This is a genomic window from Acidobacterium sp. FHG110202_01, assembly GCF_059115305.1.
Map to the genome: position 1 here is coordinate 164190 of NZ_JBZYWJ010000004.1, position 23196 is coordinate 187385.

General features: G+C 56.5%; 24 protein-coding genes. 8 read left to right on the forward strand and 16 right to left on the reverse strand.

The window, feature by feature from the left end; translation table 11 throughout:
• Positions 1-100 precede the first annotated feature (100 nt).
• The 5 genes from carA to AC5S16_RS09705 all read right to left on the reverse strand — a co-directional run bounded on the left by carA (position 101) and on the right by AC5S16_RS09705 (position 4229).
• Positions 101-1231, reverse strand: a complete 1131-nt coding sequence (carA, locus tag AC5S16_RS09685) for a glutamine-hydrolyzing carbamoyl-phosphate synthase small subunit (RefSeq protein ID WP_493929854.1) — start codon at positions 1229-1231, stop codon at positions 101-103.
• Between the two features lie 80 nt (positions 1232-1311).
• Positions 1312-1542 carry a hypothetical protein gene (locus AC5S16_RS09690; protein WP_493929855.1) on the reverse strand — a complete coding sequence of 77 codons (231 nt, stop codon included), beginning with the start codon at positions 1540-1542 and terminating at the stop codon, positions 1312-1314.
• Between the two features lie 60 nt (positions 1543-1602).
• A complete protein-coding gene (gene rpsD, locus AC5S16_RS09695; RefSeq protein WP_493929856.1) occupies positions 1603-2226 on the reverse strand; it encodes a 30S ribosomal protein S4 in 624 nt (207 codons plus the stop codon).
• A gap of 381 nt (positions 2227-2607) precedes the next feature.
• On the reverse strand, positions 2608-3807 hold the full coding sequence (gene fdhA, locus AC5S16_RS09700) for a formaldehyde dehydrogenase, glutathione-independent (RefSeq protein WP_493929857.1): 1200 nt from the start codon (positions 3805-3807) through the stop codon (positions 2608-2610).
• 26 nt (positions 3808-3833) lie between these two features.
• A complete protein-coding gene (locus AC5S16_RS09705) occupies positions 3834-4229 on the reverse strand; it encodes a GlcG/HbpS family heme-binding protein (RefSeq protein WP_493929858.1) in 396 nt (131 codons plus the stop codon).
• 104 nt (positions 4230-4333) lie between these two features.
• Here AC5S16_RS09705 and AC5S16_RS09710 point away from each other — a divergent pair, with 104 nt between their 5' ends.
• A complete protein-coding gene (locus AC5S16_RS09710; protein ID WP_493929859.1) occupies positions 4334-5014 on the forward strand; it encodes a TetR/AcrR family transcriptional regulator in 681 nt (226 codons plus the stop codon).
• A gap of 71 nt (positions 5015-5085) precedes the next feature.
• The gene (locus tag AC5S16_RS09715) at positions 5086-5556 is read left to right on the forward strand and encodes a copper resistance protein NlpE (RefSeq protein WP_493929860.1); all 471 of its coding nucleotides are present in this window, start codon (positions 5086-5088) and stop codon (positions 5554-5556) included.
• Between the two features lie 189 nt (positions 5557-5745).
• On the opposite strand, the gene lepB is transcribed toward AC5S16_RS09715, so the two are convergent.
• From lepB to AC5S16_RS09730, 3 genes are all read right to left on the reverse strand, one after another.
• Complete coding sequence (gene lepB, locus AC5S16_RS09720; RefSeq protein WP_493929861.1) at positions 5746-6306, reverse strand: signal peptidase I; 561 nt, start codon at positions 6304-6306, stop codon at positions 5746-5748.
• Positions 6307-6331: 25 nt separating this feature from the next.
• A complete protein-coding gene (locus tag AC5S16_RS09725; RefSeq protein WP_493929862.1) occupies positions 6332-7168 on the reverse strand; it encodes a hypothetical protein in 837 nt (278 codons plus the stop codon).
• Between the two features lie 71 nt (positions 7169-7239).
• Positions 7240-8172, reverse strand: a complete 933-nt coding sequence (locus AC5S16_RS09730; protein WP_493929863.1) for a serine hydrolase — start codon at positions 8170-8172, stop codon at positions 7240-7242.
• A 39-nt stretch (positions 8173-8211) separates the two neighbouring features.
• Here AC5S16_RS09730 and AC5S16_RS09735 point away from each other — a divergent pair, with 39 nt between their 5' ends.
• The 6 genes from AC5S16_RS09735 to AC5S16_RS09760 all read left to right on the forward strand — a co-directional run bounded on the left by AC5S16_RS09735 (position 8212) and on the right by AC5S16_RS09760 (position 13217).
• Positions 8212-9330, forward strand: a complete 1119-nt coding sequence (locus tag AC5S16_RS09735; protein ID WP_493929864.1) for a serine hydrolase domain-containing protein — start codon at positions 8212-8214, stop codon at positions 9328-9330.
• Between the two features lie 106 nt (positions 9331-9436).
• Positions 9437-10414 (forward strand): N-acetylmuramic acid 6-phosphate etherase, encoded by a 978-nt coding sequence (gene murQ, locus AC5S16_RS09740; RefSeq protein WP_493929865.1) that lies wholly within the window; start codon positions 9437-9439, stop codon positions 10412-10414.
• Positions 10415-10510: 96 nt separating this feature from the next.
• Complete coding sequence (locus tag AC5S16_RS09745) at positions 10511-10738, forward strand: AbrB/MazE/SpoVT family DNA-binding domain-containing protein (RefSeq protein WP_493929866.1); 228 nt, start codon at positions 10511-10513, stop codon at positions 10736-10738.
• Positions 10739-10740: 2 nt separating this feature from the next.
• Positions 10741-11133: a type II toxin-antitoxin system death-on-curing family toxin gene (locus AC5S16_RS09750; RefSeq protein WP_493929867.1), complete on the forward strand. Its 393-nt coding sequence runs from the start codon at positions 10741-10743 to the stop codon at positions 11131-11133.
• Positions 11134-11218: 85 nt separating this feature from the next.
• Positions 11219-12559 (forward strand): UDP-N-acetylglucosamine 1-carboxyvinyltransferase, encoded by a 1341-nt coding sequence (murA, locus tag AC5S16_RS09755; protein WP_493929868.1) that lies wholly within the window; start codon positions 11219-11221, stop codon positions 12557-12559.
• A gap of 184 nt (positions 12560-12743) precedes the next feature.
• Positions 12744-13217: a DinB family protein gene (locus tag AC5S16_RS09760; RefSeq protein WP_493929869.1), complete on the forward strand. Its 474-nt coding sequence runs from the start codon at positions 12744-12746 to the stop codon at positions 13215-13217.
• A gap of 25 nt (positions 13218-13242) precedes the next feature.
• Here the strand turns inward: AC5S16_RS09760 and AC5S16_RS09765 are convergent, their stop codons facing one another.
• From AC5S16_RS09765 to AC5S16_RS09800, 8 genes are all read right to left on the reverse strand, one after another.
• Entirely contained in the window at positions 13243-14463 is a 1221-nt protein-coding gene (locus AC5S16_RS09765; RefSeq protein WP_493929870.1) for an RNA polymerase sigma factor, read from the reverse strand.
• Between the two features lie 88 nt (positions 14464-14551).
• Positions 14552-14941, reverse strand: a complete 390-nt coding sequence (locus AC5S16_RS09770) for a YciI family protein (RefSeq protein WP_493929871.1) — start codon at positions 14939-14941, stop codon at positions 14552-14554.
• Positions 14942-14954: 13 nt separating this feature from the next.
• Complete coding sequence (locus AC5S16_RS09775; protein WP_493929872.1) at positions 14955-15128, reverse strand: hypothetical protein; 174 nt, start codon at positions 15126-15128, stop codon at positions 14955-14957.
• 102 nt (positions 15129-15230) lie between these two features.
• Entirely contained in the window at positions 15231-15641 is a 411-nt protein-coding gene (locus tag AC5S16_RS09780; protein ID WP_493929873.1) for a hypothetical protein, read from the reverse strand.
• Positions 15642-15817: 176 nt separating this feature from the next.
• The gene (gene pnp / locus AC5S16_RS09785; protein WP_493929874.1) at positions 15818-18226 is read right to left on the reverse strand and encodes a polyribonucleotide nucleotidyltransferase; all 2409 of its coding nucleotides are present in this window, start codon (positions 18224-18226) and stop codon (positions 15818-15820) included.
• A 316-nt stretch (positions 18227-18542) separates the two neighbouring features.
• Positions 18543-18809, reverse strand: coding sequence for a 30S ribosomal protein S15 (rpsO, locus tag AC5S16_RS09790; protein ID WP_493929875.1), 267 nt, complete (start codon positions 18807-18809; stop codon positions 18543-18545).
• Positions 18810-18924: 115 nt separating this feature from the next.
• Positions 18925-22044, reverse strand: a complete 3120-nt coding sequence (locus AC5S16_RS09795; protein ID WP_493929876.1) for a hypothetical protein — start codon at positions 22042-22044, stop codon at positions 18925-18927.
• Between the two features lie 53 nt (positions 22045-22097).
• Positions 22098-22865 carry a hypothetical protein gene (locus tag AC5S16_RS09800; RefSeq protein WP_493929877.1) on the reverse strand — a complete coding sequence of 256 codons (768 nt, stop codon included), beginning with the start codon at positions 22863-22865 and terminating at the stop codon, positions 22098-22100.
• Positions 22866-23196: the final 331 nt, after the last annotated feature.

The window sequence follows — 23196 nt, forward strand, 5'->3', positions numbered from 1 at the left end:
CACGGCTGAAGCCGTGCCCCTTCAAAAATCCTGAAAAGCTTCCCTGTACTGCTTAAATCGTTTCCCATAAAAATGGCGGGACCAATAAGCCCGCCATTTGTCATTTCTTGAACTCTTCCATCATCTTTCGAAAGTCGCGGAAGAGATAATGCGAGTCGTGCGGGCCTGGACTTGCCTCAGGGTGATACTGCACGCTGAACAAAGGCAGCGACTTGTGGCGCAGTCCTTCGAGCGTATTGTCATTCAGGTCGATGTGTGTCAGGTCCACTTCATTCGCATTGATCGAATCCGGATCGACCGCGAAATTATGGTTGTGCGCCGTGATCTCCACCTTGCCCGTATCCATCTGCTTCACCGGATGGTTCCCGCCATGGTGTCCGAACTTCAGCTTGTAGGTTTTGCCGCCGAGCGCGAGCCCGATCAGCTGATGCCCGAGGCAAATCCCGAAGACCGGCTTGCGCCCCATCAACTGCCGGATATTCTCATGCGCATACCCAACCGGCTCCGGATCGCCCGGACCATTCGAGAGAAATATGCCGTCAGGATTCAGACCCAGCACATCTTCCGCCGAAGTCTGGGCCGGAACAACCGTCACGCGGCAGCCCTCGTCCGTCAGCATGCGCAGAATGTTCTTTTTGATGCCGAAATCATAGGCGACGACATGCAGATCAGGGCGCGGCGCAGCAATCACATCCTCATCCTGATCGAGCGGATCGGGTCCATCATCTTCCCACTCATAGCGGGCCTTGGTGCTCACCACGCTGGCGAGGTCTGTGCCTTCCATCTTCTGGATCGAGCGCGCTTTCTGCACCAGCACATCAGGATCGGTCTCGATCGACGAGATCACGCCGCGCATTACGCCGTTGTTGCGCAGATGGCGCACCAGGGCGCGCGTGTCGATGTCGGAAATTACCGGAACATTGAAGCGCTCCAGATATTCGTCCGCCACCAGCTGCGAGCGCCAGTTCGAACTGATCGGCGAGAATTCGCGCGTGACCAGGCCCTCGATATAAGGCTTGTTCGCTTCATTGTCTGAAGAATTGGTGCCGTAATTGCCGATCTGTGGATTGGTAAGAACGACAATCTGTCCGGCATAGGAAGGATCAGTGAAAATTTCCTGATAGCCGGTTAACGATGTATTGAAAACAACCTCGCCGTAGCACTCACCTTTGGCGCCGTAGCCTTCGCCGCGGAAGATGCGCCCGTCTTCGAGCGCAAGGATCGCCTGCATCGCTTCTCCATGGAGTGGATTCAATAGATTCTAGCAGATTTTCAGCCGTCCTGCGGACCGTTATCGGATGCGGGACTGTATTAATGCGTCACCTCGCTCCGGCTCGGATTGGCAGCTTTGAGTGATGTAGTCGTCGTAATTTCCAGCAGTTGATCCATTGCATTGCGAACCAGAATGGCAACCTGCGCAAAAGCTTCAGGCTCCAGATTGAGCGTGACGGGTCCGATGCTGAGATGAACGGAATTGCACTCGCAAATCCGGACGCGGCCAAGCCCTGGGCATTCTGCCAGAATCACATTGATGTCATCCATAAAGCATCTCCAATGAAAGTCAAAATCTGGTGATTGGTGAAGAAAACCCGCGAATGCTGGTCAGACACCGCGTTTCGCATAATATTCTGCGACCTGCGTTTTATTGAATTCGAAGGGAACATGCCGAGAATCGGGAATAGCAAGAACTACTCCGCGATCGGGCGTGCTTGGATTTTGAAACTGAAGAAACGAAGGCAGCGGCAACCGGGGCGAAAGCAAAGAGGATTGCACTGCATTGAGCCGAGCTGCTCTTTCTGTGAGTTGAATAACATCGCCGGGCCACAGAATCATGGAGCCAATCGTCTGACAGCGGCCGTTCACATGAATGTGTCCATGCGAGACGAGTTGCCGTGCGGCGGCCATGCTGCGCGCAAACCCGAGCCGGAAGACGACATTATCCAGCCTGCGCTCGAGCAGGCCGATCAGGCTCTCGATCCAGTTGGAAGAATTGAGACTTCGCGCTTTGCGCACGAAGCGCCGCAGCTGTCTTTCCCGCAGGCCATAGTGAAAAATCAGCTTCTGCTTCTCGCGGAGCTGCGTACCGAACTCAGAAAGACTACGCCTGCGGGCTCTTCCGTGTTGTCCTGGCGGATAGCTCCGCTTTTCGAGTGCGCCAGGCTTTCCTAAACCTGGCAATTCGATTCCCAGCGACCGCTGGATTTTGAACTTCTTCCATTCGCTCATGCAGCCGTCTCCTTAACGGTGCTGACTGCGGAGCTATGCCCTCGCCTCTGGTCAGCCAGCACTGTCGATCTCTCAAAGCCATCGTGTGCTTCGCCAAAAGACTTCACGATGACTTCATAATTAAGACTAAAATAGTCCTACTTTAATGGCAACATGCATACAGCGAGAGAAATCAATCCAGAGTTGATCTGCAAAAAATGCGGGATGATTGGGGAAATTTCATGGGCATGTGCTTCAGAAAGCAGAGGATATACCCGATGAAGAAAGGCCTCCACGGCAGTCTTTTTGGCGAAGCACCGCGGAGGCCCTGAGATCGACAACCCGAAGGCTGACGACTGTCTTTACTCTAAACGTAAATACAGCTGCGCACCCTTATCGAATTCAGGCAGCTTTTTTGAGCAGTCCATGGGGATCGAGCACGAATTTCTTCGCCACTCCAGAATCAAAGTCCTTATATCCCTGGGGTGCATCGTTTAAAGAGATGACAGTGGCATTAACGATCTTTGCAATCGGCAGTCTGTCATAGAGAATCGCCTGCATTAAAGCCCGGTTGTACTTGAGCACTGGGGTCTGTCCGGTATAGAAACGGTGAGACTTTGCCCATCCCAGGCCGAACCGCATACTTAAAGAACCTTTTTGAGCCGCCTGATCCTTCGAGCCTGGATCCTCAGTCACATAAAGTCCAGGAATGCCGATGCCGCCTGCAGCCCGCGTGATTGACATTAAAGAATTAAGCACGGTCGCCGGAGCTTCGACTTTGCTCTGTGCCCCATGGCCCCGGGCCTCAAAGCCTACCGCATCTACTGACGCATCGACCTCGGGCACTCCCAGCACAGCTTCAATCAGGTCTTCGAGCTTATCGCTTTTGCTGAGATCAATCGGCTCAAAACCGACTGACTTCGCGTGAGCGAGGCGTTCCTGATTCATGTCTCCGATCAGAACAACCGCCGCTCCCAGAATCTGAGCCGAGGCAGCAGCCGCCAGTCCAACCGGGCCCGCCCCCGCGACGTACACAGTAGAGCCAACGCCCACGCCTGCGGAAACTGCTCCATGAAAGCCGGTCGGAAGAATGTCAGACAACATAGTCAAATCGCGTATCTTTTCAAGCGCCTGCGCCTTGTCAGGAAACTTGATCAGATTGAAATCCGCGTACGGAATCATGACATATTCCGCCTGCCCGCCGACCCAACCGCCCATGTCCACATAGCCATAAGCGCCGCCGGCCCGGCTGGGATTGACATTAAGACAGACTCCGGTTTGCTCCTCTCTGCACGTTCTGCAGCGTCCGCAGGCTACGTTGAAAGGAACCGTTACCAGATCTCCGATTTCCAGATATTCGACATCTTTCCCTTTTTCAATCACCTCGCCGGTGATTTCATGCCCCAGCACCAGCCCAGCAGGAGCAGTGGTGCGGCCGCGCACCATGTGCTGGTCCGAGCCGCAGATATTCGTCGTCACTACCTTCAGGATCACTGCATGCTCGATCTTTTTTCCTGCAGGGTTTTCAAATTTCGGATCGTCAATGGATTGCACTTCCACATGATTCGGACCTAAATAAACGACGCCATGATTGCCAGCCATATTGATACTCCTTGGTTGTAAGTACTTCAGAAAGCAGCTGCGCCTGCCTCGGCAACCGCATGGTCCTGTTCACCCGAACCACCGCTCACACCGATGGCTCCGACAACTTTTCCATCTTTCTTAAGAGGAATTCCTCCAGCAAAAATCATGATCTTGCCATTATTGGAGGCATGAATTCCGAAGAACTGCCCTCCTGATTGTGAATGCTCCGCCAGGTCCTTGGTTGCTATATCGAAGGCCCGGGAAGTGTATGCCTTCTTGATCGATATATCGATGCTGCCCAGCCATGCACCATCCATGCGGACATGGGAGACCAGGTTGCCTCCTTCATCCGCCACAGCAATGTTCATGGGTTGTCCAATTTCTTTCGCTTTTTTCTCCGCTGCTGCGATGACTCTGCGCGCGTCCTCGAGTTTGACCATTCTTCCCTCCGTAGTGAAAGTCAGGATTGATTAGGCTATGAATAGAACCGAACCGTGCGGTTCGATTATTCACTCCTGACTACAATACGACTAGAATTTGTTGATTGGCAAATTCACTCGGCGAAATGGCAGGAAACACCAACATTTCTGTACGCACTACCGGGCGCCCGCCCGCAAAACATGCCGCGGCCCGCATGGAAAAAATCCTGAACACAGCCGCGGAGATATTTCTGCGTGAAGGCTTCGACCGCGCCAGCGTTGCTGCAATCGCCCGGCTTGCCGGAGCATCCAAGGAAACGCTCTACTCGCGCTTCCCTACCAAGAAAGAGCTCTTCGAAGCAGTGATCTCACGAAAAACCGAAATCCTGCTTCAGAAATTCTCCCGCGTGCTGGTGCAGAAACAGTCGATTGAGAAAGTCCTGGAGTCATATGGACTGAATCTCCTGGACTTCATGCTGTCACCCGAGATGCAGCGGCTGAATCGCATCCTGATATCAGCAGCGCCGCAATTCCCTGAGCTGGCTGGTGATTTCTGGCGTCTTTGCCCCGAGCGCGAACAGGAACAGTTAGCGGAGTATCTCGAAACCCAGATCGCCTCCGGCAAGCTTGTCCGGATGAACACGCAAAAAGCAGCGGAGCTCTTCTTCAGTCTTTGCCTCGGCCAGTTTCTCCTGCATGCTTCACTGCTGGTACGCAAAGCACCAAAAGCTGCAGAGAGAAAAGCGCATATCCGGACAGCGGTACACATGTTTCTCGCTGCATATCAGAAACCGAAGCGTATTTAATTCGCGGCGAATCTCTCCAGGGAGCGCAGGCGATATATAGTGGTTTTGCCATCTGCCACTCCGGAGGCCGGATGAAACTGCGCAGAAATTTCTTTCTGCTCGCTGCGATAATGTGCCTGGCTCTCGCAGTGCAGCCTCAATCGAACAGCAAAAATTCAGCGCGTCTCGCTGCCAAAGCAAAGACTATGCGCGTCCTCGGTACCTGGCAGGGCACGCTTCCCTGCGCCGACTGCAGCGGCATCGTCACCACACTCACGCTTTACCAGAAAACCCGGCAGGATCCATCGGAAGGCATTTACCGGCTACGCATGAAATACATTGACCGCAACAGCTTTACCGATTACGGGCAATGGGCCACGCTGCACGGCACAGACGGCAAGCCGGATGCAACCATCTATCAGATCAATTCTGACAATCCGGATCGCGCCCAATATTATCTGCGCGTTGACGACGGGACATTACAGCAGCTGGACCGCGAGAAGAAACCAATCCAGTCCAGCTTCATTTACACACTCAAACGGATTGGAACACCCAGGAAATAGAGCAGGAGAAAGCATTGCCTGATGCCTGTCATTCTGAGCACAGCGAAGAACCTGCTTTCTTGTGTATAGGCAGAAAAGCCAGCGGCCAACGGAAGCGAAAACAAGCAACTTACCTGGCACAGGCAAGAATGGCGCCGAAGGCGCGTGTGCCTGATAGCCTGCCCTGAGCGAAGCCGAAGGGGCCAGTATTCATCTAACGACGCCCATGTTGTCCGCCGGCCAGTAGACAAACGCTGCCTTGCCATAAATCAGCTTGCGCGGAACAGGACCGAAATCACGGCTGTCGCTCGAGATGGAGCGATGATCACCCATCACAAAATATTGATTCTCGGGAACGACCATCTCTCCCATCGAGCGCACATCGCGAAACCTCAGCGGAACATATGGCTCGTCCACAACATTTCCATTCACATACAGGCGCCCATCATGGATGCGAATCTCATCTCCCGGCAGCCCGATCACGCGCTTGATATAGCTCTTCGAGGTGTCCCGCGGGTAGTAAAACACCACCACATCGCCGCGCGAAATGTGCTCGAAGTCATAGGCAAACTTGTTGACGAAGAGCCTGTCCTGGTCACGCAGCTCCGGCTGCATGCTCGTGCCTTCCACCTTCACCGGCTGATAGAGGAAAGTAATAATAAAAAACGACGCCATCACCGAAATAATGAAGTCGCGCACCCAAAGCTGAATGCTTGAGCGTTGCGTTCCAGTGCTGCCTTGCTGTTGTTCCTGCGGGTTCTCGTTACTCATCTAACTTTAAAAACTAACTTACTACTTAATTGTTACAGCCCAGCCCACCCGGCGGGCAGAAAACATTGTTCTTCGGCTTAGCCATCGGCTGCTGCGCTGATGGAACAGTCGCAGCCTGTCCCGCCACATCCGGCCCGGCCAGGTTCGCCTGCGTAATCGTCAGCGGACGCTGCAGCACCATCTCCACTCCCTGGCCTGTATTGAGCACTACATCGTCCCCGCGGGTAAACAGCGTATAAATCACGCCGGCAGCGCCGCCCGCCAGAGCGCCGATTCCCGCGCCCTTGCCCGGGCTCCCGGTCATCGCACCGCTAATCGAGCCCAGGCTCGCCCCGGCGATCGTGGCCTGCGCAATCGTTCCTGCGTCTTTGCCTTTATTCGAGGCCTGCTGGATTTCGCCTTCTCTCTGCACCTTCGGCCCATTGGAGCCTGGAATACTGTTCACTACGCCCGGAATTGTCACCACGCTTCCATTCGGAAAGATCATCGACGTGAAGTGCATCCGCACCGCTGCGCGGCCTTTCACACGCCCCGGACGCGTCACCTCATCAATCACGCCCTGCACATACACTCCCACAGGAATCGCTACCCTGCCATTTATCACCACGGGAAAGGCGGATGAAAGATAGACACCATCGCCTGGCTTCGCAGTCTTCGTATTGACGGCGGAACGCAGCTCCAGCAGAACCTTTGTACCATCTGGAACCTCAAAGGACTTTGCCTGAGGCTGCAGCTCTTGCTGTGCTGGTACGTCAACGCCCGTCGGAGTTGGAGCCACTTGCTGCGCTATCGCAGTACTCACACTGAAAACCGCCAGCAATCCAGCCGCGAAGATCCTTGACCAGTGTATGGAATCGCTCATAAATCACTCCTGGTCTGGCATGAGGGGCCTGCCAATTATTATTGTAGACGCTTCCCAGGGCCATCCGTTTTTCATTGCCACCGGGCCAGAATCGTCTTCGCCAGCTTGGCCATCAGCACTTCCGCCGAATTGTCCGGAGTCCAGCTCGTGTCCTGGTTGTCATAGGTAAATTCAGATATGACCACCGGGCCATTCTTGGCATACACCACGCCCACATCATTGCGCACATGGTCCAGTGCTCCGGTTTTATTGGCGATCTTCGACTCGCCTTCCGTCGTGTCCAGCGTCTCCAGATAACGCGGAATGCTGTTGCGGTAGAACTGGTTCTTCAGCATATGCATCGCTTCATCGCAGAGCTTCTGATCTTTCGCCGTCGGCTTGACCGTAACTCCCGGAGCATTCAGATTGCAGGTGGCAAAGCGCTCCATCATACCTGCCATCTCGCGCGCGGTGGTTTTGCCCAGCCCGAACTGCTTCTGGTCAGGAGGCATCGGCCCCACAGCCGGCTTGGCGACCTTCTTATACAGCCATGTATTCTTAAGCCCCAGCCATTGAATGCGGTCATCGATATTCTTGAGACCCAGCGTATCAATCGCCATATTCGTCCCTGTGTTATCGCTGACAATAATCATCATCGTCAGCACATCCTTAAGGGTCAGCACCTGCGGAGCATCAAAGAACATCAGCACACCTGAGCCTTCCACCTGGTTGTCATGCGTGAGTCTGATCCTGTCTTCAAAGTGCCTCTTCCCTGCCTGGATCTGCTTGAGCGCCTCAAACAGCACAGTCAGCTTGATGACGGAAGCTGTCGGCACTGGCTTGTCGGCGTCAATCGCGATTGTCTTACCGCTGTTCAGGTCCCTGGCATAGAGCGCCACCTTGCCCTGGTGGAGTGCCGCCAACGTCCGCAACTGTGCTTCCAGGGCTGCATCTTCCTGCGCGTGGAGCGTCTGAAAAACCATCAGGCAGATGCCGAATGCTGTCAAAATCCGTGGTGTCTTCATCTTTTTCGCTTAATATACGTTCACCCGCATCGAATTTCTATGTCTTTATCTCTCTCCATTTCCGGACAGCGCGAGCGCTTTGCCCAGGCGCGCGCGGTTCTTGAGCAGGCCGCCACTGACCGGGCCTTTCCCGGAGCCGCATACGGAATCTTCCATCAAGGCAAGGTCGTCGCTCTCGACGCCGTAGGCAACTTCACCTATGAAAATGATGCGCCCGCAGTTCTGCCAGAAACCATCTTCGACCTGGCCAGTATCACAAAAGTCTTTGCGACAACCTCAGCCGCCATGCTGCTTTATGACCGCGGCATTCTCGATCTCGAAATACCGCTAGGCGATATCCTGCCCGCCTTTGTCATAGGACGCGCCCCCGGAAGCCATAAGGAGCGTGTCACACTCCGCATGCTGCTCGCGCACTCGTCCGGGCTGCCTGCCTACGCGCGCCTCTTCGAGCAGCACACTTCCGCCAATGCTCTGCTGCGCGCCTGCCTCGAGATGCCGCTTGCAGCGCAGCCTGGCACGCACGCCGAATACTCCGATATCGGATTCATCCTTCTGGGCAAGGCGCTGGAGGTGCTGGCAGGCGATTATCTCGCCCGCTATTGCGAGCGCGAGGTCTTCGCTCCTCTGAAACTCTCCCATACACATTTCTGTCCGCCGCCGCAGCTGCGCCTCCAGATTCCGCCCACGGTCAATGACACCGAGTTCCGCCGCCGCATCATTCAAGGAGAGGTGCACGACGAGCACGCCTTCGTCCTTGGCGGATATGGCGGCCACGCCGGCCTCTTCGCCAACGCGCTGGATGTTCTCACATTCGCAGCCTGCATCCTCGCCGAAGGCCGCACAACAGAAGGCCGGCAGTTGTTCCGGCCTGAGACAGTGCGTCTTTTCGCCACGCGCCAGAGCGAGCCGGCAAACACATCACGCGCTCTCGGATGGGACACGCCGACTGCGCCCTCTTCCTCAGGAAAATATTTCAGCGCATCATCTATCGGGCATCTCGGCTATGTCGGAACCTCGCTCTGGATCGATCCTGAGCATCAACTTGCTGTGACGCTTTTAACCAACCGCACATGGCCTGACCGTTCGAATAAAGCGATTCAGCATGTGCGCCCCGCATTTCATGACGCTGCACTCACTGTCCTCATTCGAGACATGTGAGACACGTTATTAAAAATTTGAATTTCACTCTGACAAAAAATGCACTCCAACATGTGCGGTTAGAGCTACAATAATCGATGGCAGTAATGCAGGACCAAGTAGACCCATGGCAACCATCACAACGCCTCCGCTGACGGAAACTCCTCGCACAAGCAACGGCCATTCTTCACCAGCCACCAATCTCCACGAACTGACCACTGAGAGCGCAAACGAAGCGTCTCAGGGCTTTGATACCAAGTCTGCGCTGGAGATCGCGCGCATCATCAATCATGAGGATGCGAAGGTGGCAGCAGCAGTAAAGAAGGCCCTTCCGGAAATCGCGCTTGTTATTGATTCCGTGGCGCGCAGCCTGCGCGACGGCGGAAGGCTCATCTATATAGGAGCAGGATCGAGTGGGCGCATCGCTGCGCTTGATTCGTGCGAGTGCCCGCCTTACTTCTCGAATGCGCCGCAGCAGATTCAGTACATCATGGCCGGCGGCCCGAAGGCTCTCGCTTCTCCAGTTGAAGTCAACGAAGATTCCGAAGAACTGGGCCAGCGCGACATTGCCCGCCGCCGTCCCACGCGCAAAGACGTGGTCATCGGACTTTCCGCCAGCGGCCGCACTCCTTATGTAGTAGCAGCTGTCGCCTATGCCCGCGCACGTGGTGCGAAGACTGCTTGCATCACCTGCAATCAAAACACGCCGCTATCGAGCGCAGCTGATATTGCTATCGTCGCCGATGTCGGCCCTGAAGTCATCTCTGGTTCCACCCGCATGAAGGCCGCCACCGCACAGAAGATGATCACCAACATGATCACCACCGGCGCCATGACGCGCCTTGGCTACGTGTACGAAAACCTGATGGTCAACGTGCACATGCAGAACTCCAAACTGGTCGAGCGCGGCATCGGCATCTTGATGCGCGCCTGCAACATCGACCGCGAAACAGCGGTGGCCACCATCAAGTCCGCCGGCCGCAGCGTCCCGGTCGCCCTTGTCATGCTGAAAGCCAACGTCGACAAGCCGGAAGCAGTCCGCCGCCTGGCTCAATCCGACGGCAACGTCCGCCGCGCCATCGAAGACACTGTCATGGATTTATAGGGCATTTTTTCATTCATAAAAAAATGCGCCCTCGACCGGGCGCATTTTTATTGCCCCCAATCTTGTTATAATAATTATTAGCATGAGGAGGGGGCAATGAATACTATCGTCAAGATCACCACTGTCGGCAGTTCCGTAGGAATCGTCCTGCCCAAGGAAGTTCTGGCAAAGCTTCATGTTGAAAAGGGCGACTCACTGTACCTCACCGAAACGCCTGGCGGAGTTCAGCTGACTCCCTACGACGAAGAGTTCGACCGTCAGATCGAAATTGGCAAAAAAGTCATGCGCAAATATCGTGACGCACTCCGCAAGCTCGCTGAATAACCATGCCAGTCTGGATTGAGAAACGTGTCGTGCTCGCCTATCACAACATGCAGCTCGCCGAACACGGTGGCTCAACAGGAGTTCGGGACGAAGGGCTGCTGGAATCCGCGATGGCGCGTCCGCAAAATATCGCTGCCTGCGCTGATGAGCCGCCGACACTTTTCCGTCTGGCAGCAGCCTATGCTTCAGGAATCGTCAGAAACCATCCATTCGTCGATGGGAACAAGCGCACTGCGCTGGTCGTGGCAATTGCCTTTTTGGAACGAAATGGAATCACATTTTCTGCCAACCAGCAAGAAGCTTATCTAATGTTCTATGACCTCGCCGCCGGCCATATCTCTGAAGACGAATTGGCTGCCTGGTTTGAGAAGAACTCGACGCCAGCACCGGAATAAGCGTATCTAAGTAAGTACCGGCCTCCATCACGACTCACAGGCAGCGGATTTACACTAGCTCAAGCAGGAGCACAGCAACCTCATCATGGACAAATTCGTCATTCGCGGCGGCAATCCTCTCATCGGCACCATTCGCGTCAGCGGTGCCAAAAACTCAGCTCTTCCCTGTATGGCGGCGGCCATACTCACCGAGGACGAGGTCATCCTCGAAAATATCCCGCAGGTGCGCGACATCGAAACCGAGCGCAAGCTGCTCGTCTCCATGGGCGCCGAAGTCGAGCTGGGATACGGCCGCGCGCAGCATCGCACCACCATCAGCTGCCGTGTGCTCTCCGACCCTGTCGCGAAATATGAAATCGTGAAGACCATGCGTGCCTCGTCGCTCGTGCTCGGGCCTCTGGTCGCGCGCACCGGACTCGCCCGCGTCGCCATGCCCGGAGGCTGCGCCATTGGCGGACGTCCCATCGACCTGCACATCAAAGGTCTAGAAACGCTGGGCGCCACCATCAACTACGAGCATGGATACATCGAAGCCCGCGCCGATCGCCTGAAGGGCGCAAACATCGTCTTTGACAAGATCACCGTTACCGGAACCGAAGACCTCCTTATGGCCGCCGTACTCGCCGACGGAGAGACCGTCATGGAAAACTGTGCCCGCGAACCGGAGGTCACTGACCTCGCCGCCATGCTCATCTCCATGGGCGCGAAGATCGAAGGCGCCGGCACCCCTACCATCCGTGTTCAGGGCGTGGACAAGCTGCACGGCACACGCCACCGCATCAATCCCGACCGCATCGAAGCAGGAACCTTCCTTGTTGCCGGAGCGATTACCGGAGGTGATCTCTGCGTCGCCAACTGCAACCCCGCGCATCTCGGAGCAGTCATCGGCAAGCTTGAAGAAGCCGGAGCGCGTGTCGAAATCCTCGGCAAAGACCAGATTCGCGTACGCAGCGAAGGAAATCTGAAAGCCGCCGACGTCTCGACCGAAGAGTACCCAGGCTTCCCCACTGATATGCAGGCACAGTATATGGCGCTCGCCACTCAGGCCGACGGTATATCCCTCGTGACCGAGAACATCTTCGAGAACCGCTTCATGCATGTGCAGGAGCTCGTTCGCATGGGAGCGAACATCAAGGTCGATGGCCGCACCGCGACCGTCCGCGGCAAGACTCCGCTCTCAGCTGCCGCAGTCATGTGCTCTGACCTGCGCGCATCGGCATCACTGGTACTGGCTGCGCTGGTCGCCGACGGCGAATCGATCCTCGATCGCGTCTACCACATGGATCGCGGCTATGAGCACATCGAAGAAAAGCTGCGCGGCGTCGGTGCCCAGATTCGCCGCATGGGCAACATCTTCGCCGACAAACGCGAAGGACTGCTCGTCCAGGCAGATGCGCCTGCAGCGCCTACTCCCCTGGCGAACTAGTTTTCCAGGTTGTCATCCTGAATGGAGAGCAGCAAGTCGAAGGACCTGCTTTTTGCTTCGGTAGTCACATCAAGGCGCCCCACTCTATCGCGTTTTTTGCGATAGAGTGGGAATACTCCATCAAAACCACCACCAAAAATAAAGCCGTTCCTTCTTTCACGCATCAGATGAAACGGAGGGACTGATGCCCACAGACAACCGCATCCTTCGTGACAATCTCATTGAATTCCTGCGCGGTGGCAGTGCCCACATCGATTTCCGCAGCGCTCTGAACGATTTCCCGCCTGAATTTTATGGCAAGAAGCCCAAAGGTACACCTTACTCCGCATGGCAACTGCTCGAACACATCCGAATCACCCTGCATGACCTCATAGAATTCTGCACAAATCCCGAATATGTCTTTCCTGAATGGCCCAGGGAGTACTGGCCCGAAGCTGAAGCCCCAAAATCGGCGGGTGAGTGGAAGTCCTCCGTAAAAGCCATTGAGGCGGACATTGACGCTTTTGAAAAACTGGTAGGCGAACCGGACTCCAACCTTTATGCGCAAATTCCCTGGGGCGACGGCCAGACGCTGCTGCGCGAAGTGCTTCTTGCAGGCGACCACACCAGTTACCACCTAGGACAGCTCATCCTGCTCCGCAAACAGCTGGAGGCATAGCATGCGAAACGGCTCCTCCAAGTTGTCATCCTGAATAATTCAGCACAGACACCCGCTGCGTAAGAAACCGCCGCACCGCATCATCCTTCTCAAGACCAATCGCCATTTCATATGCATACTGCGCTTCGCCTTTCGCGCCCGACCGAGCCAGCAGCTCTGCGCGCGCAGCCCAGTAAGGCTGGTACTCGACCAGCTCAGGCATGGCGTCAAGACCAGCGCCTGCACCGTGGATCTCCGCAACTGCCAGGGCGCGATTGAGTGCGACTACAGGCGATTGAGTCAACCCAAGCAACGCGTCATAAATCTCGACGACCTCTCCCCAATTCGCCTCACCAGTGCGCCGGCGATACACATGCGCCGACTGCAAAGCTGCCTCAAGCTGATAACGGCCTGGTCTGCCAAACGTGCCGGCGCGCCGAAGCAATAACTCAGCTTCCTCGATCATGCGCCAGTTCCACTCATCAGGATTCTGCTCGGCCAGTGGAACATACTCGCCTCTTCTGTTGCGCCGCGCGCGTCGTCGCGCCTCGGCATGAAGTATAAGCGCCAGCAAGCCCAGCGCCTCCGGTTCTTCAGACAACAATTCGCATACAATCCGAACAAGAAAAATCGACTCTTCGGTAAGATCGGCGCGGACGAAGTCGCTCCATCCTTCTGCGAAGGTGGCATAAATTGCGTCGAGCACCGCCTCAAGCCGCACAGGAAGCTCTTCTCGTTCAGGAATGCGGAACGGAATGCCCGCTTCGCGAATCTTCTCCTTGGCCCTGACCAGCCGCTTGGCCATAGCCGCTGGAGAGGTAAGAAATGCTGAAGCGATCTTCTTCGCATCAAGCCCAAGAATCACCTGCAGAATCAGGGGAGCACGAACACCTGCTTCAATCGCCGGATGCGCACAGGCAAACATCAGCGCCAGGCGACGATCAGGAATTTCCGCGTCTGACAATGCTTCGTGCTCATCGGCAAGAATCTCCAATTCATCCGTGCCCAAGACATTCCACTGGTTGCGTCTCGCAGCGTCGATCAGCTTCCTGCGGGCAACAGTAAGCAGCCACGCTTCAGGATTTTGAGGACAGCCATGCTTCGGCCAATCGATCAATGCCGAAGCAAAGGCCTCTGAGAGCGCATCCTCGGCAGCAGCCACATCTCGCGCGCGAACCGCAAGAAAAGCTACCAGCCTGCCATAACTGCGGCGCGCCACTTCTCCCACTATGTTATGAATCTGCTCACTGTGACCTGATGCGATCATCTAAATTGTTGTTATCCAGTAAAGCAAATAGAAGGCGAAAAATTATCTATGCGGGTTTTAGCGTCCGTTGCATCCTGGCGGTAGAAGTTTATGCAGGATTAAGCACCTCGCTCATATCCCGCGTCAGCAAAGTTCCTTCTCGTACGGGACGTACCTCCACCACTCCATGAAGTGCCGTAGGAGAGCGCGCCGCCCACGCAATCGCTGCATCGAGATCGGTAACCTCAATCATGTGGAAGCCTCCAATCTGCTCTTTCGTATCTGCGTAAGGACCATCGAGCACCTGTGGCCTGTCATTTGTAACCCGTACCGTCGTCGCCGACGATGTGGGATAGAGGCCGCTGCTGCTCTTGAGCACGCCTGCCTCTGTCATTGCCTGCATGTATGCTCGATAAGCTCCCAGCCAATGCTCTTGCTCTGCCCGAGTCAGTGCGGGCCAGCCCGATTCATTTACATAGTCCATCAGAATGTATTGCATTTGCTCTCTCCTGTTACCATGACGCTCGATTCTCGGCCATTTGGACAAGAGAGAGCAAAAATCTTTCATCCGCTGTCTTCGCCTCGGTCAGCGACGTTCGCTGCAGCCCGCTGCCTTCAGCAACGACGGTCTCAATGTATGAGTGCTGCTCCTGTCTGCTTCCGCCCTCTTCCCGCACGCGATCCATTGAAATCTCCTACTACCATGACGAACGAGGGATGGCTGATTTCGACATCGTGGAACGAATTATTGAGCAATTGAGAGAAAAAAGGCGCCCGAAGGCGCAGTCTTAGCGCCAGCTGACGGCTAGCTGCCAGCGCAGGCTGCGCTGTGAGGTTTTGCGCAGAACGCGCTCATATTCTTCGAGTTCATTGACCACGGGCGTGGTCTCCGAACCGAGCGCGGATGGGTTGTCTTTCAGGAAATCAAGCAAGGTGCTGATGGTGTCAAGGCCGTCTTCCGGTGAAAACCACTGCGGAGGAGGCAAGGTCTTCGCCCATTCGGGATCACCCGCGCCTTCTTCAAGCAGCAGGGCCATCGAGTTCTCATCTGCCGAGAAGAAGTCGAGCATCGGCCTCACGCCCAGGCGGTAGGCAAGCTTTTCCAGCGCATCTTCGTTGCGCGCAAGTGCCCGTCCGTTGACGAAGATATCGAAACCTGGATCTTCGCCCTCTACGACGATGTACATGGATGCACTCATGCTCGCTCAGTTTACCCTACCTTAGACGCGCATCGCTTCGCGGTGGTAGCTGCTGTTACCTCCCTGGTAACGAATTGTGTGTTGGATGCGACAGAACGGTTGAAGTTGCAGGTTTATCCGTTTCACTTGTTTTAATCAGACGTAAAAAGGCCGTGCCTTTCGGCACGGCCTTTTCTTTACTGAGGTCCGCGGTTTCCACCCGGTCCGCGTCCCGGGCCGCGTCTTCCGCGTCCGCGGCGCCTGCGTCCGCCGCCACCGCCACCCGGACGGCGTTCTCCGCCACCCGCATGTGCCGGAGCTTCATCCGCGCGGTTGAAGTTGACCTCTTCGCCTTCGTCCTCTCCATCTCCGTCAACGTCGTCGAAATCATCGCCGCCTTCGATGGTGATCGTGCTGGCGTTCGAAGAAGGCTGACGCTCTTCCTTCGGAGCAGCCGACGCAGCCACATCCACCTGCCCCGGCTGCGGCTCAGTGGTGAGACCAAGCTTCGCGCGTTGTTCCTTCAGCAGGGCTTTGCGCGAGAGCTTGATACGGTTTCCTTCAATGCCAAGAACCTTCACCAGAACCTGATCGCCTTCACGCAGTTCGTCCTTCACGTCCTTCACGCGATGTTCGGCGATTTCACTGATGTGCAGCAACCCATCAGTTCCCGGGAAGAGCTCGACAAACGCGCCAAACTCGGCCAGGCGAACGACCTTGCCCAGATACGTCTTGCCGACCTCAGGAACAGCGGTGAGGTCATTGATCATGGCCAGGGCTTTTTCGAGACCCTCGGCATCAGAAGACGCTACATTCACACGGCCCGTATCGTCCACATCGATCTTGACGCCCGTGACTTCAATGATGCCGCGGATCGTCTTGCCGCCCGGCCCGATGAGGTCGCGAATCTTGTCCGTCGGAATCTGCAGCGTGCGAATCTGCGGCGCGAACTTCGACTTCTCCGTGCGCGGACCGCTCAGCGTCGCATCCATCTTGTCGAGCAGGAAGAGCCGCCCGCGGCGCGCCTGTTCGAGTGCCTCGCGCATGATCTGCCCGGTGATGCCGCTGATCTTGATGTCCATCTGCAGTGCAGTGATGCCATCGCGCGTTCCGGCAACCTTGAAGTCCATATCGCCGTAGTGGTCTTCCGCTCCGGCAATGTCGGTCAGGATGGCGTAGTCATCGCCTTCCTTCACCAGACCCATGGCCACGCCGGCAACAGCAGCCTTCAGCGGAATGCCTGCGTCCATCAGCGCAAGACTCGCGCCACAGACCGAGGCCATCGACGAGGAACCATTCGACTCCAGAATGTCCGAGACCACGCGCAACGCGTACGGCGATTCTTCCTCGGCAGGAAGCACAGCCGAGATCGCGCGCTCCGCCAGAGCCCCGTGGCCAATTTCGCGGCGGCCTACGCCTGTCATGCGGCCCACTTCGCCCACCGAGAACGGCGGGAAATTGTAGTGCAGCATGAAGCGCTTCTTCTGCTCGCCTTCGAAGGTTTCCAGTCGCTGCGAGTCGTCACCGGTACCCAGCGTGGCAGTGACCAGTGCCTGCGTCTCACCGCGCGTAAAGAGCGCCGAGCCGTGCGTGCGCGGCAGCACGCCTACTTCAATCGTGATCGGGCGAATTTCGTCAAAGGCGCGGCGGTCAGGACGGATGCGCTCCTTCGTGACCTGCTCGCGGAAGATGCGCTCACGCAGAGTTTCATAGTAGTGAGCGAGCTTCTTTTTTGCTTCCGCGGCGTTCTCATCGGCTGGAATTTCCGCCGCGAGTTCGTCCTTGATCTGCTTGACCAGCGCGTAGCTTTCGGTCTTGGGATGCATTTTGGTATCGAGCGCATCCGCAAGGCGGGCGCCAGCCTTCGTCTTCAGCGCATCATAATAGGCAGCATCAAATTCCGGAGCAGCAAATGCGCGCTTCGGCTTGCCGGCCTTCGCAACCAGCTCTTCAATCGCGGCAACGATCTTCTTGATCTCGGTGTGACCGAACTCGATCGCATCAACGACGACTTCTTCCGTCACGCCCTCCGAGCCGCTCTCGATCATCACAATGCCGTCCTTGGTGCCGACAACAGTGATGTTGATGGAGCTTTCGCGGCGCTCAGAATACGACGGGTTCGCAACGAACTCGCCATTCACATAGCCCACGCGCACCGCGCCCACCGGCCCGGCAAACGGAATATCGGAAAGCGCCAGAGCCGCGCTTGCGGCATTAATACCTACGACGTCGGGATCATTTTCCTTGTCCGCGGAGAAGACGAGCGCGATGACCTGGGTCTCATTGCGGAAGCCTTCAGGAAAGAGCGGGCGGATGGGGCGGTCAATCTGGCGGCTGGTGAGAATTTCACGCTCGCTTGGGCGGCCTTCGCGCTTGATGAATCCGCCGGGGATACGTCCACCGGCGTAGGCATATTCACGGTAGTCAACGGTAAGGGGGAAAAAGTCGATTCCCTCTTTTGCGTCAGGATTGGCCACGGCGGTTGCCAGCACCACGCTGTCACCTTGCGTGACCAGGGCTGCACCGGAGGCCTGCTTGGCCATGCGGCCGGTTTCAAAAGTCAGCCGCTTGCCACCGGCAAGCTCAACTGCGACTTCTTGCTTCATATTGTCCTCATTTCTTCAATCTTGGCAGGAGCTATCGAGCTCCCCGGAATACGCGCTGTTCGTGTTCTGGGGTGTGCAGGGGCGGGAACGCGCATTGTCCGGGAGCTGTCATCCCGACCGGAGTCGCGAAGCGACGCAGGGGAGAGGCCTGCAGTTTTCTTCGGTACAGGTGTCAGCACTCCATATCTCGTAGAGATGTGGGAGGTATGGGCGGAAAAATCCTCAAGCATGGATACACGCCAGCCGTCGATCCGGCCAGCGCTTTCCCATCCTGTGCGAAGTTCCCGTCGCGTGCGCGTAGGAGACAAGGTGTTGTCTACTTGCGGATGCCCAGCTTCCCGATAACGTCCCGGTAGCGGTCGGAATCGTTCGTCTTCAAGTAATCGAGCAGGCGGCGGCGCTTGCTCACCAGCATCAGAAGGCCGCGGCGCGAAGCATGGTCCTTCGCGTGGGTCTTGAAGTGCTCGGTAAGCTCGCCAATGCGCTCGCTCAGGATTGCAATCTGCACCTCAGGACTGCCGGTATCGGAGTCATGAGTGCGAAAGCGCGTGATAATTTCAGTCTTTTTTGCAGGTGCCAGCACGAGAGTGCATTACTCCTATTGCGATTTCAGTAGGTTACACTTCCTAAGTGTCTGGAATAAGAGTAACATAGATTACCGATTTGAGCCACTCGCAGCCAGCTGGATAAAGGCCCGGTTACTTCTCACTTCCGGTCGCCCCCGACGCCGAAATCACAGCCCCATCTCGCTTATTGAGCAGCACCAACGCACCCCGCTGTGCCGGCAGCGTGAACTTCATGCGACCTCCGCTCACAGTGTCACGAAGATCCACCGCCTGGTCATCCAGAGATTCGTTGGAGAAGCTGTAGAGCACCGCATCATCGAGCACGGTAGGAAACGCCAGCACTCCCGGAGAAAGCGTGCCGGTAAACGACGGCTTCACTGCAGCTTCGTGCAATGCATAGCTATAGAGCGCGGCAGTCTGCGTATAGTCTTCCGCAAGCTCCACCGGATCGGAGGCCCAGAGGATGTGCCCCTTGCCATGGCTAAGAGATTCGACCGACTTCCCATCCGCAAAACGCAACACCTCGATCGGTGAATCCTGCGCCATCGCAGGATACGTCACTAGAAGCGGAGACTGTCCGGGTAATGCGAGCGTCGACTGCCGCACGGAAAGCGGCAGGGTTTTCGCTTCAGCTCCGAGCGCATGGAGCCGGTCGACCATCTGCCAGTGCTCATTGCGGAGAGCAGGCCCTGAGACCAGCAGCGTGCCGCCATTGCCCACATAGTCGAGCAGATGCTGCCACGCGGCATCAGTCAGCGCCTGCGATGCCGGCAGGATCACCAGCTTCGGCTGACCCAGTTCGGCAAGCCGGTTCTCCGGAAGCATGCGCGCCGGCGTGTGATCGTAGTAGCACAGTGCACGCAGCGCATGGTTCTGCACAGAAAGCGCCAGCTTATCCTGCCCGCTGTACTGCAATGCCTGCGAGGTCACAATCGTCACTGCGGGAGCTTCAATGCGAGTAAAGCTGGCCGGGCTCTTCGCGATGAACGACGCATAATCGGCAAGCACGCGCGCTTCGGGCTTCTCCGTCTCATCAGGACGCACCGCGCCGATAGGAATCTCGTTGTCATTCGCCATATAGGCATTCACATTCCAGACCCATTCGAGAGCACCCGTTCCCTGCGCAAAGGCCAAGGCGATCTTGCGCTCCAGCTGCCAGCCCTCGATCTCCGCCGAGAAGCGCAGATGATCGTCCTGCGTAAGGCGGCGCTGCTCGCCCGTCTCCTGGATCAGCATGGGCTTGCCGGGAAATTTTGCTGCCAGCGTCGCCCAGAGAATCGCGTCGAAGTCCCACCAGGTGTGGTCGGCGGTAAAGTCGACGAGCTGCGAATAAAACGCAGGCGAGATGCGGTTGGCGACGCCATTCTCTTCCTGCCCGACAGTAATGAGCTGTTGCGAGCCGCTCTTGTGGATTACACCCTTGATCTGTGTCACCCAGTCTGCAAAAACGTCCTGCGTAAAGAGGTAGTAATCGTAAATCTTGAGCGGATTGTAGCCGGACCGCACCGGATCAAAGTTCCACGCACCGGCCTTGGGCAGCGCCAACGGGTCTTGAGGAGTAATTTCAGGCGAAGTAGTCGGCGGCTGCAGCTGCAGATCGCGACCGATTCCGACGGAGGGCTCAGCCCATGCGTCGAGCAGCGCAGCCCGATCAGGATATTTCGCCGCGAGCCACTTGCGCCACGCTGTCTGCTCAAACGCATCGCCCTGCGGCAGCTCTTTCCATACGTTTCCATTGGCGCTCGGCTCATTGATCAGATCCCAGGCAAGAAACGGGACTTCATGAAAACGTCCAACGAGCGAAGCAACAAAAGCCTTCTGCGCATGCAGCCCGGCAGGATCGAGATAACCGTTCAAGCCGCCAAAGTTTCCCGGATAAAACGAGAACAGATTGAACTGCACAGGAAGATGGTTATGGCGCGCGCACATCAGAAACGCCTCAATGGTGCGCAGCGCCGGCTCACTCACCTCGCCATTCGAAGTGAGCAGCGGCTCCCACGCAGCCCACAATCCGCTGCGGATCATATCCAGCCCATCGCCGTGAATCTGCGCCATGTCGCGATCCCAGACATAGGCATTCGGCTTGATGAGGTACATGCGCTGCACATCGCTCGACATATACGTCGTCCCGACCACGGGCAGAGGCTTGCCGTCGAGTGTGAAGTAGTCCGTGCCAACACCGAGTTTCGGGCCGGAAAGAAGATAGTTCCAGTCACGCATCCAGAAGCCGCTGCGATAGGTTCGCAATGGCTTGCCGCCGCGCACGAGCGTTGCTTCTATCGTGTGCAGGCCGCGCCCATCCGCTGCTTCAGCAGGCAGGATGATGGATTCGGATGCATCGGCAGCCACTGTCATCTCCACCGGCTTGCCGCCCTCTTCAGCTGTGGCCCTGATCTTCAGCTGATCGCCGGAAGACTGAGCGCCGCTGTACTGCAACTCCAGAGGTTCGCCGGGCAGAAACAGCGGCAGCCGCGGACGCAGCGTGAAGCGGTCATTCTGTCGCGTGGCCAGTTGAGCGAGCAAAGTAAGTGTCTGCGTATTGGAGAAGAAATCGCCATCGGGCTCGCAGGCAACGAAGATCCAGCGGCCTCCAACAAAGCGGTAATTGTTGTGGTCGATCTCAAAGACAGGCGCGGCCAGCTTGTGCCCGTCTTTCGATCCCCACGCCAGTGTCGTCAGATCGGCATCGTTGTCGCCGGTGGTGCCGCCATCACCGTACTTGTTCACAACAGAAAGCCGGATGACAGGACTGAAAGCACGCTTCCAGCGGAAAGAAGAAACTTCCGGCTGCACATCATGGTTCGGCTCATAGGTGAGCCCGTTGGAACTGGGTGTCTCCTGGTAGTCATGGATAAACAACTCGAGCGATGCCGCCACGCTGGGAGCGCGCAGCTGCCAACTCGACCCCGTGGAATACGCTGCACGCGTAAACGGTTTTCCGCCGAGCACCAACAGATTGCCGCCCCGGTCGAGATAACGCAGAATTGCAGGCCACGCCGCCTCAGGATACGCCGAGCCATAAGGCATCACCAGCAGATCGGTCTCCTGCTTTTCAAGTGCAGAAGACAGCTGCGCCGCGCCGGCAAACTCTGCATCAGCGAATGCAGTGTGCAGAGCAGAGGCGTTTACGGCAGGCGAGTCTGCGGAAGGAAAGCCGGACTCAGAGAAAACAACTGTGTGGGAGGCGTGTGCAGCAATCGCAAATAGAAACAAAGAAGACAACAACAGCGAACGGACGGCTTTTGTGCTCATAGATGCAGAGGTGTTTCCGTTGATAACGGTATCACAGGAAAAATCTCTGCAGCCTAATGCTGCGCTAGTGCGCCGGTTGCATGGCTCTTCTTGCGAAAGATCCTGCGCGCAATGTCCGGCCAGAACTCCACCAGCTGAGAACCGATGGCGCCCTCGGCAGTTACTGTCAGCGCGCGCCCAAAGACCAGGCCCGGGCCGCGATCCGATTCCGGATAATAAACATTGGCGATGCTCCCGCCAATGATGTTGCCTGCCACGTTCGCATAGTTCGGGCCCCAGGTGCCATTATCGCGTCGACACCAGACACTGGCTGTAGCGGCATGCAGAAAGCGTTGCAAAACCGGACCGCTTCCCATGCGGAAATAACGTGGATCTTCATGCAGCAATACCGTGAGGATGGCATTGCCCCAGAGGTTGCCGTCAAAGGTATCGGCATATGATGCGCCGAATCTCTTGAAGTATCCCTGTGCGCCCTGCCCGTATCCGGGAAATTCGTTTTCGGCCTGGCTGATTCCGGCATCGATTGCAGTAGTAAGAAAAATGAATGGATCGGTCGAACTCTTCCAGAAGAGTTGAAATTTCTGCCTCGGGGTCAGCGGGAGTGCCTGCGCATTGTCCGTCATATTGAACTCGGGCATGATGCCCATAATGCGCTGCTTTTCTTCGTGTCTCAGGTCCTCTGCAGACTGTTCCTGCTGTGTTTTCTGCACGGGTTGCGGCTGGCTTGTCTGCTGCTGGATCATGCCGGGGGCGTCTGGCAGAGATGCGAAGGACTCCTGCGCCGACGCAGATGAAGCGCTGCCTGTAAGCGCAAGAAGCATTACTGCTGGAATGAGCCAGCGACAAGAATGGAGGAAATACATCAAAATCCCATCTGCAACCCCTCCGCACCATGTCCGTAACCAGGATGGAGGCTGTCGCGCAAACGATAGCGAAGGCCGTCGAAGACAAGACGGGCAACTGCTTGTCCGAGTCTCCTCAGGCATGGAAATTTCGCATAAATGTAAAGTATTCAACACAGATAAAGGAGGAAGCGGGCCGGCTGCTCCTGCCTTCGCTGGGCCTCCGCTGATTATAGAGCGCTCTCCAACCAAAGGTGGAGTGAAAAACCCTCCATTTCGCCCAAGACGAAGAGCTTGAGGCTCCGTACTC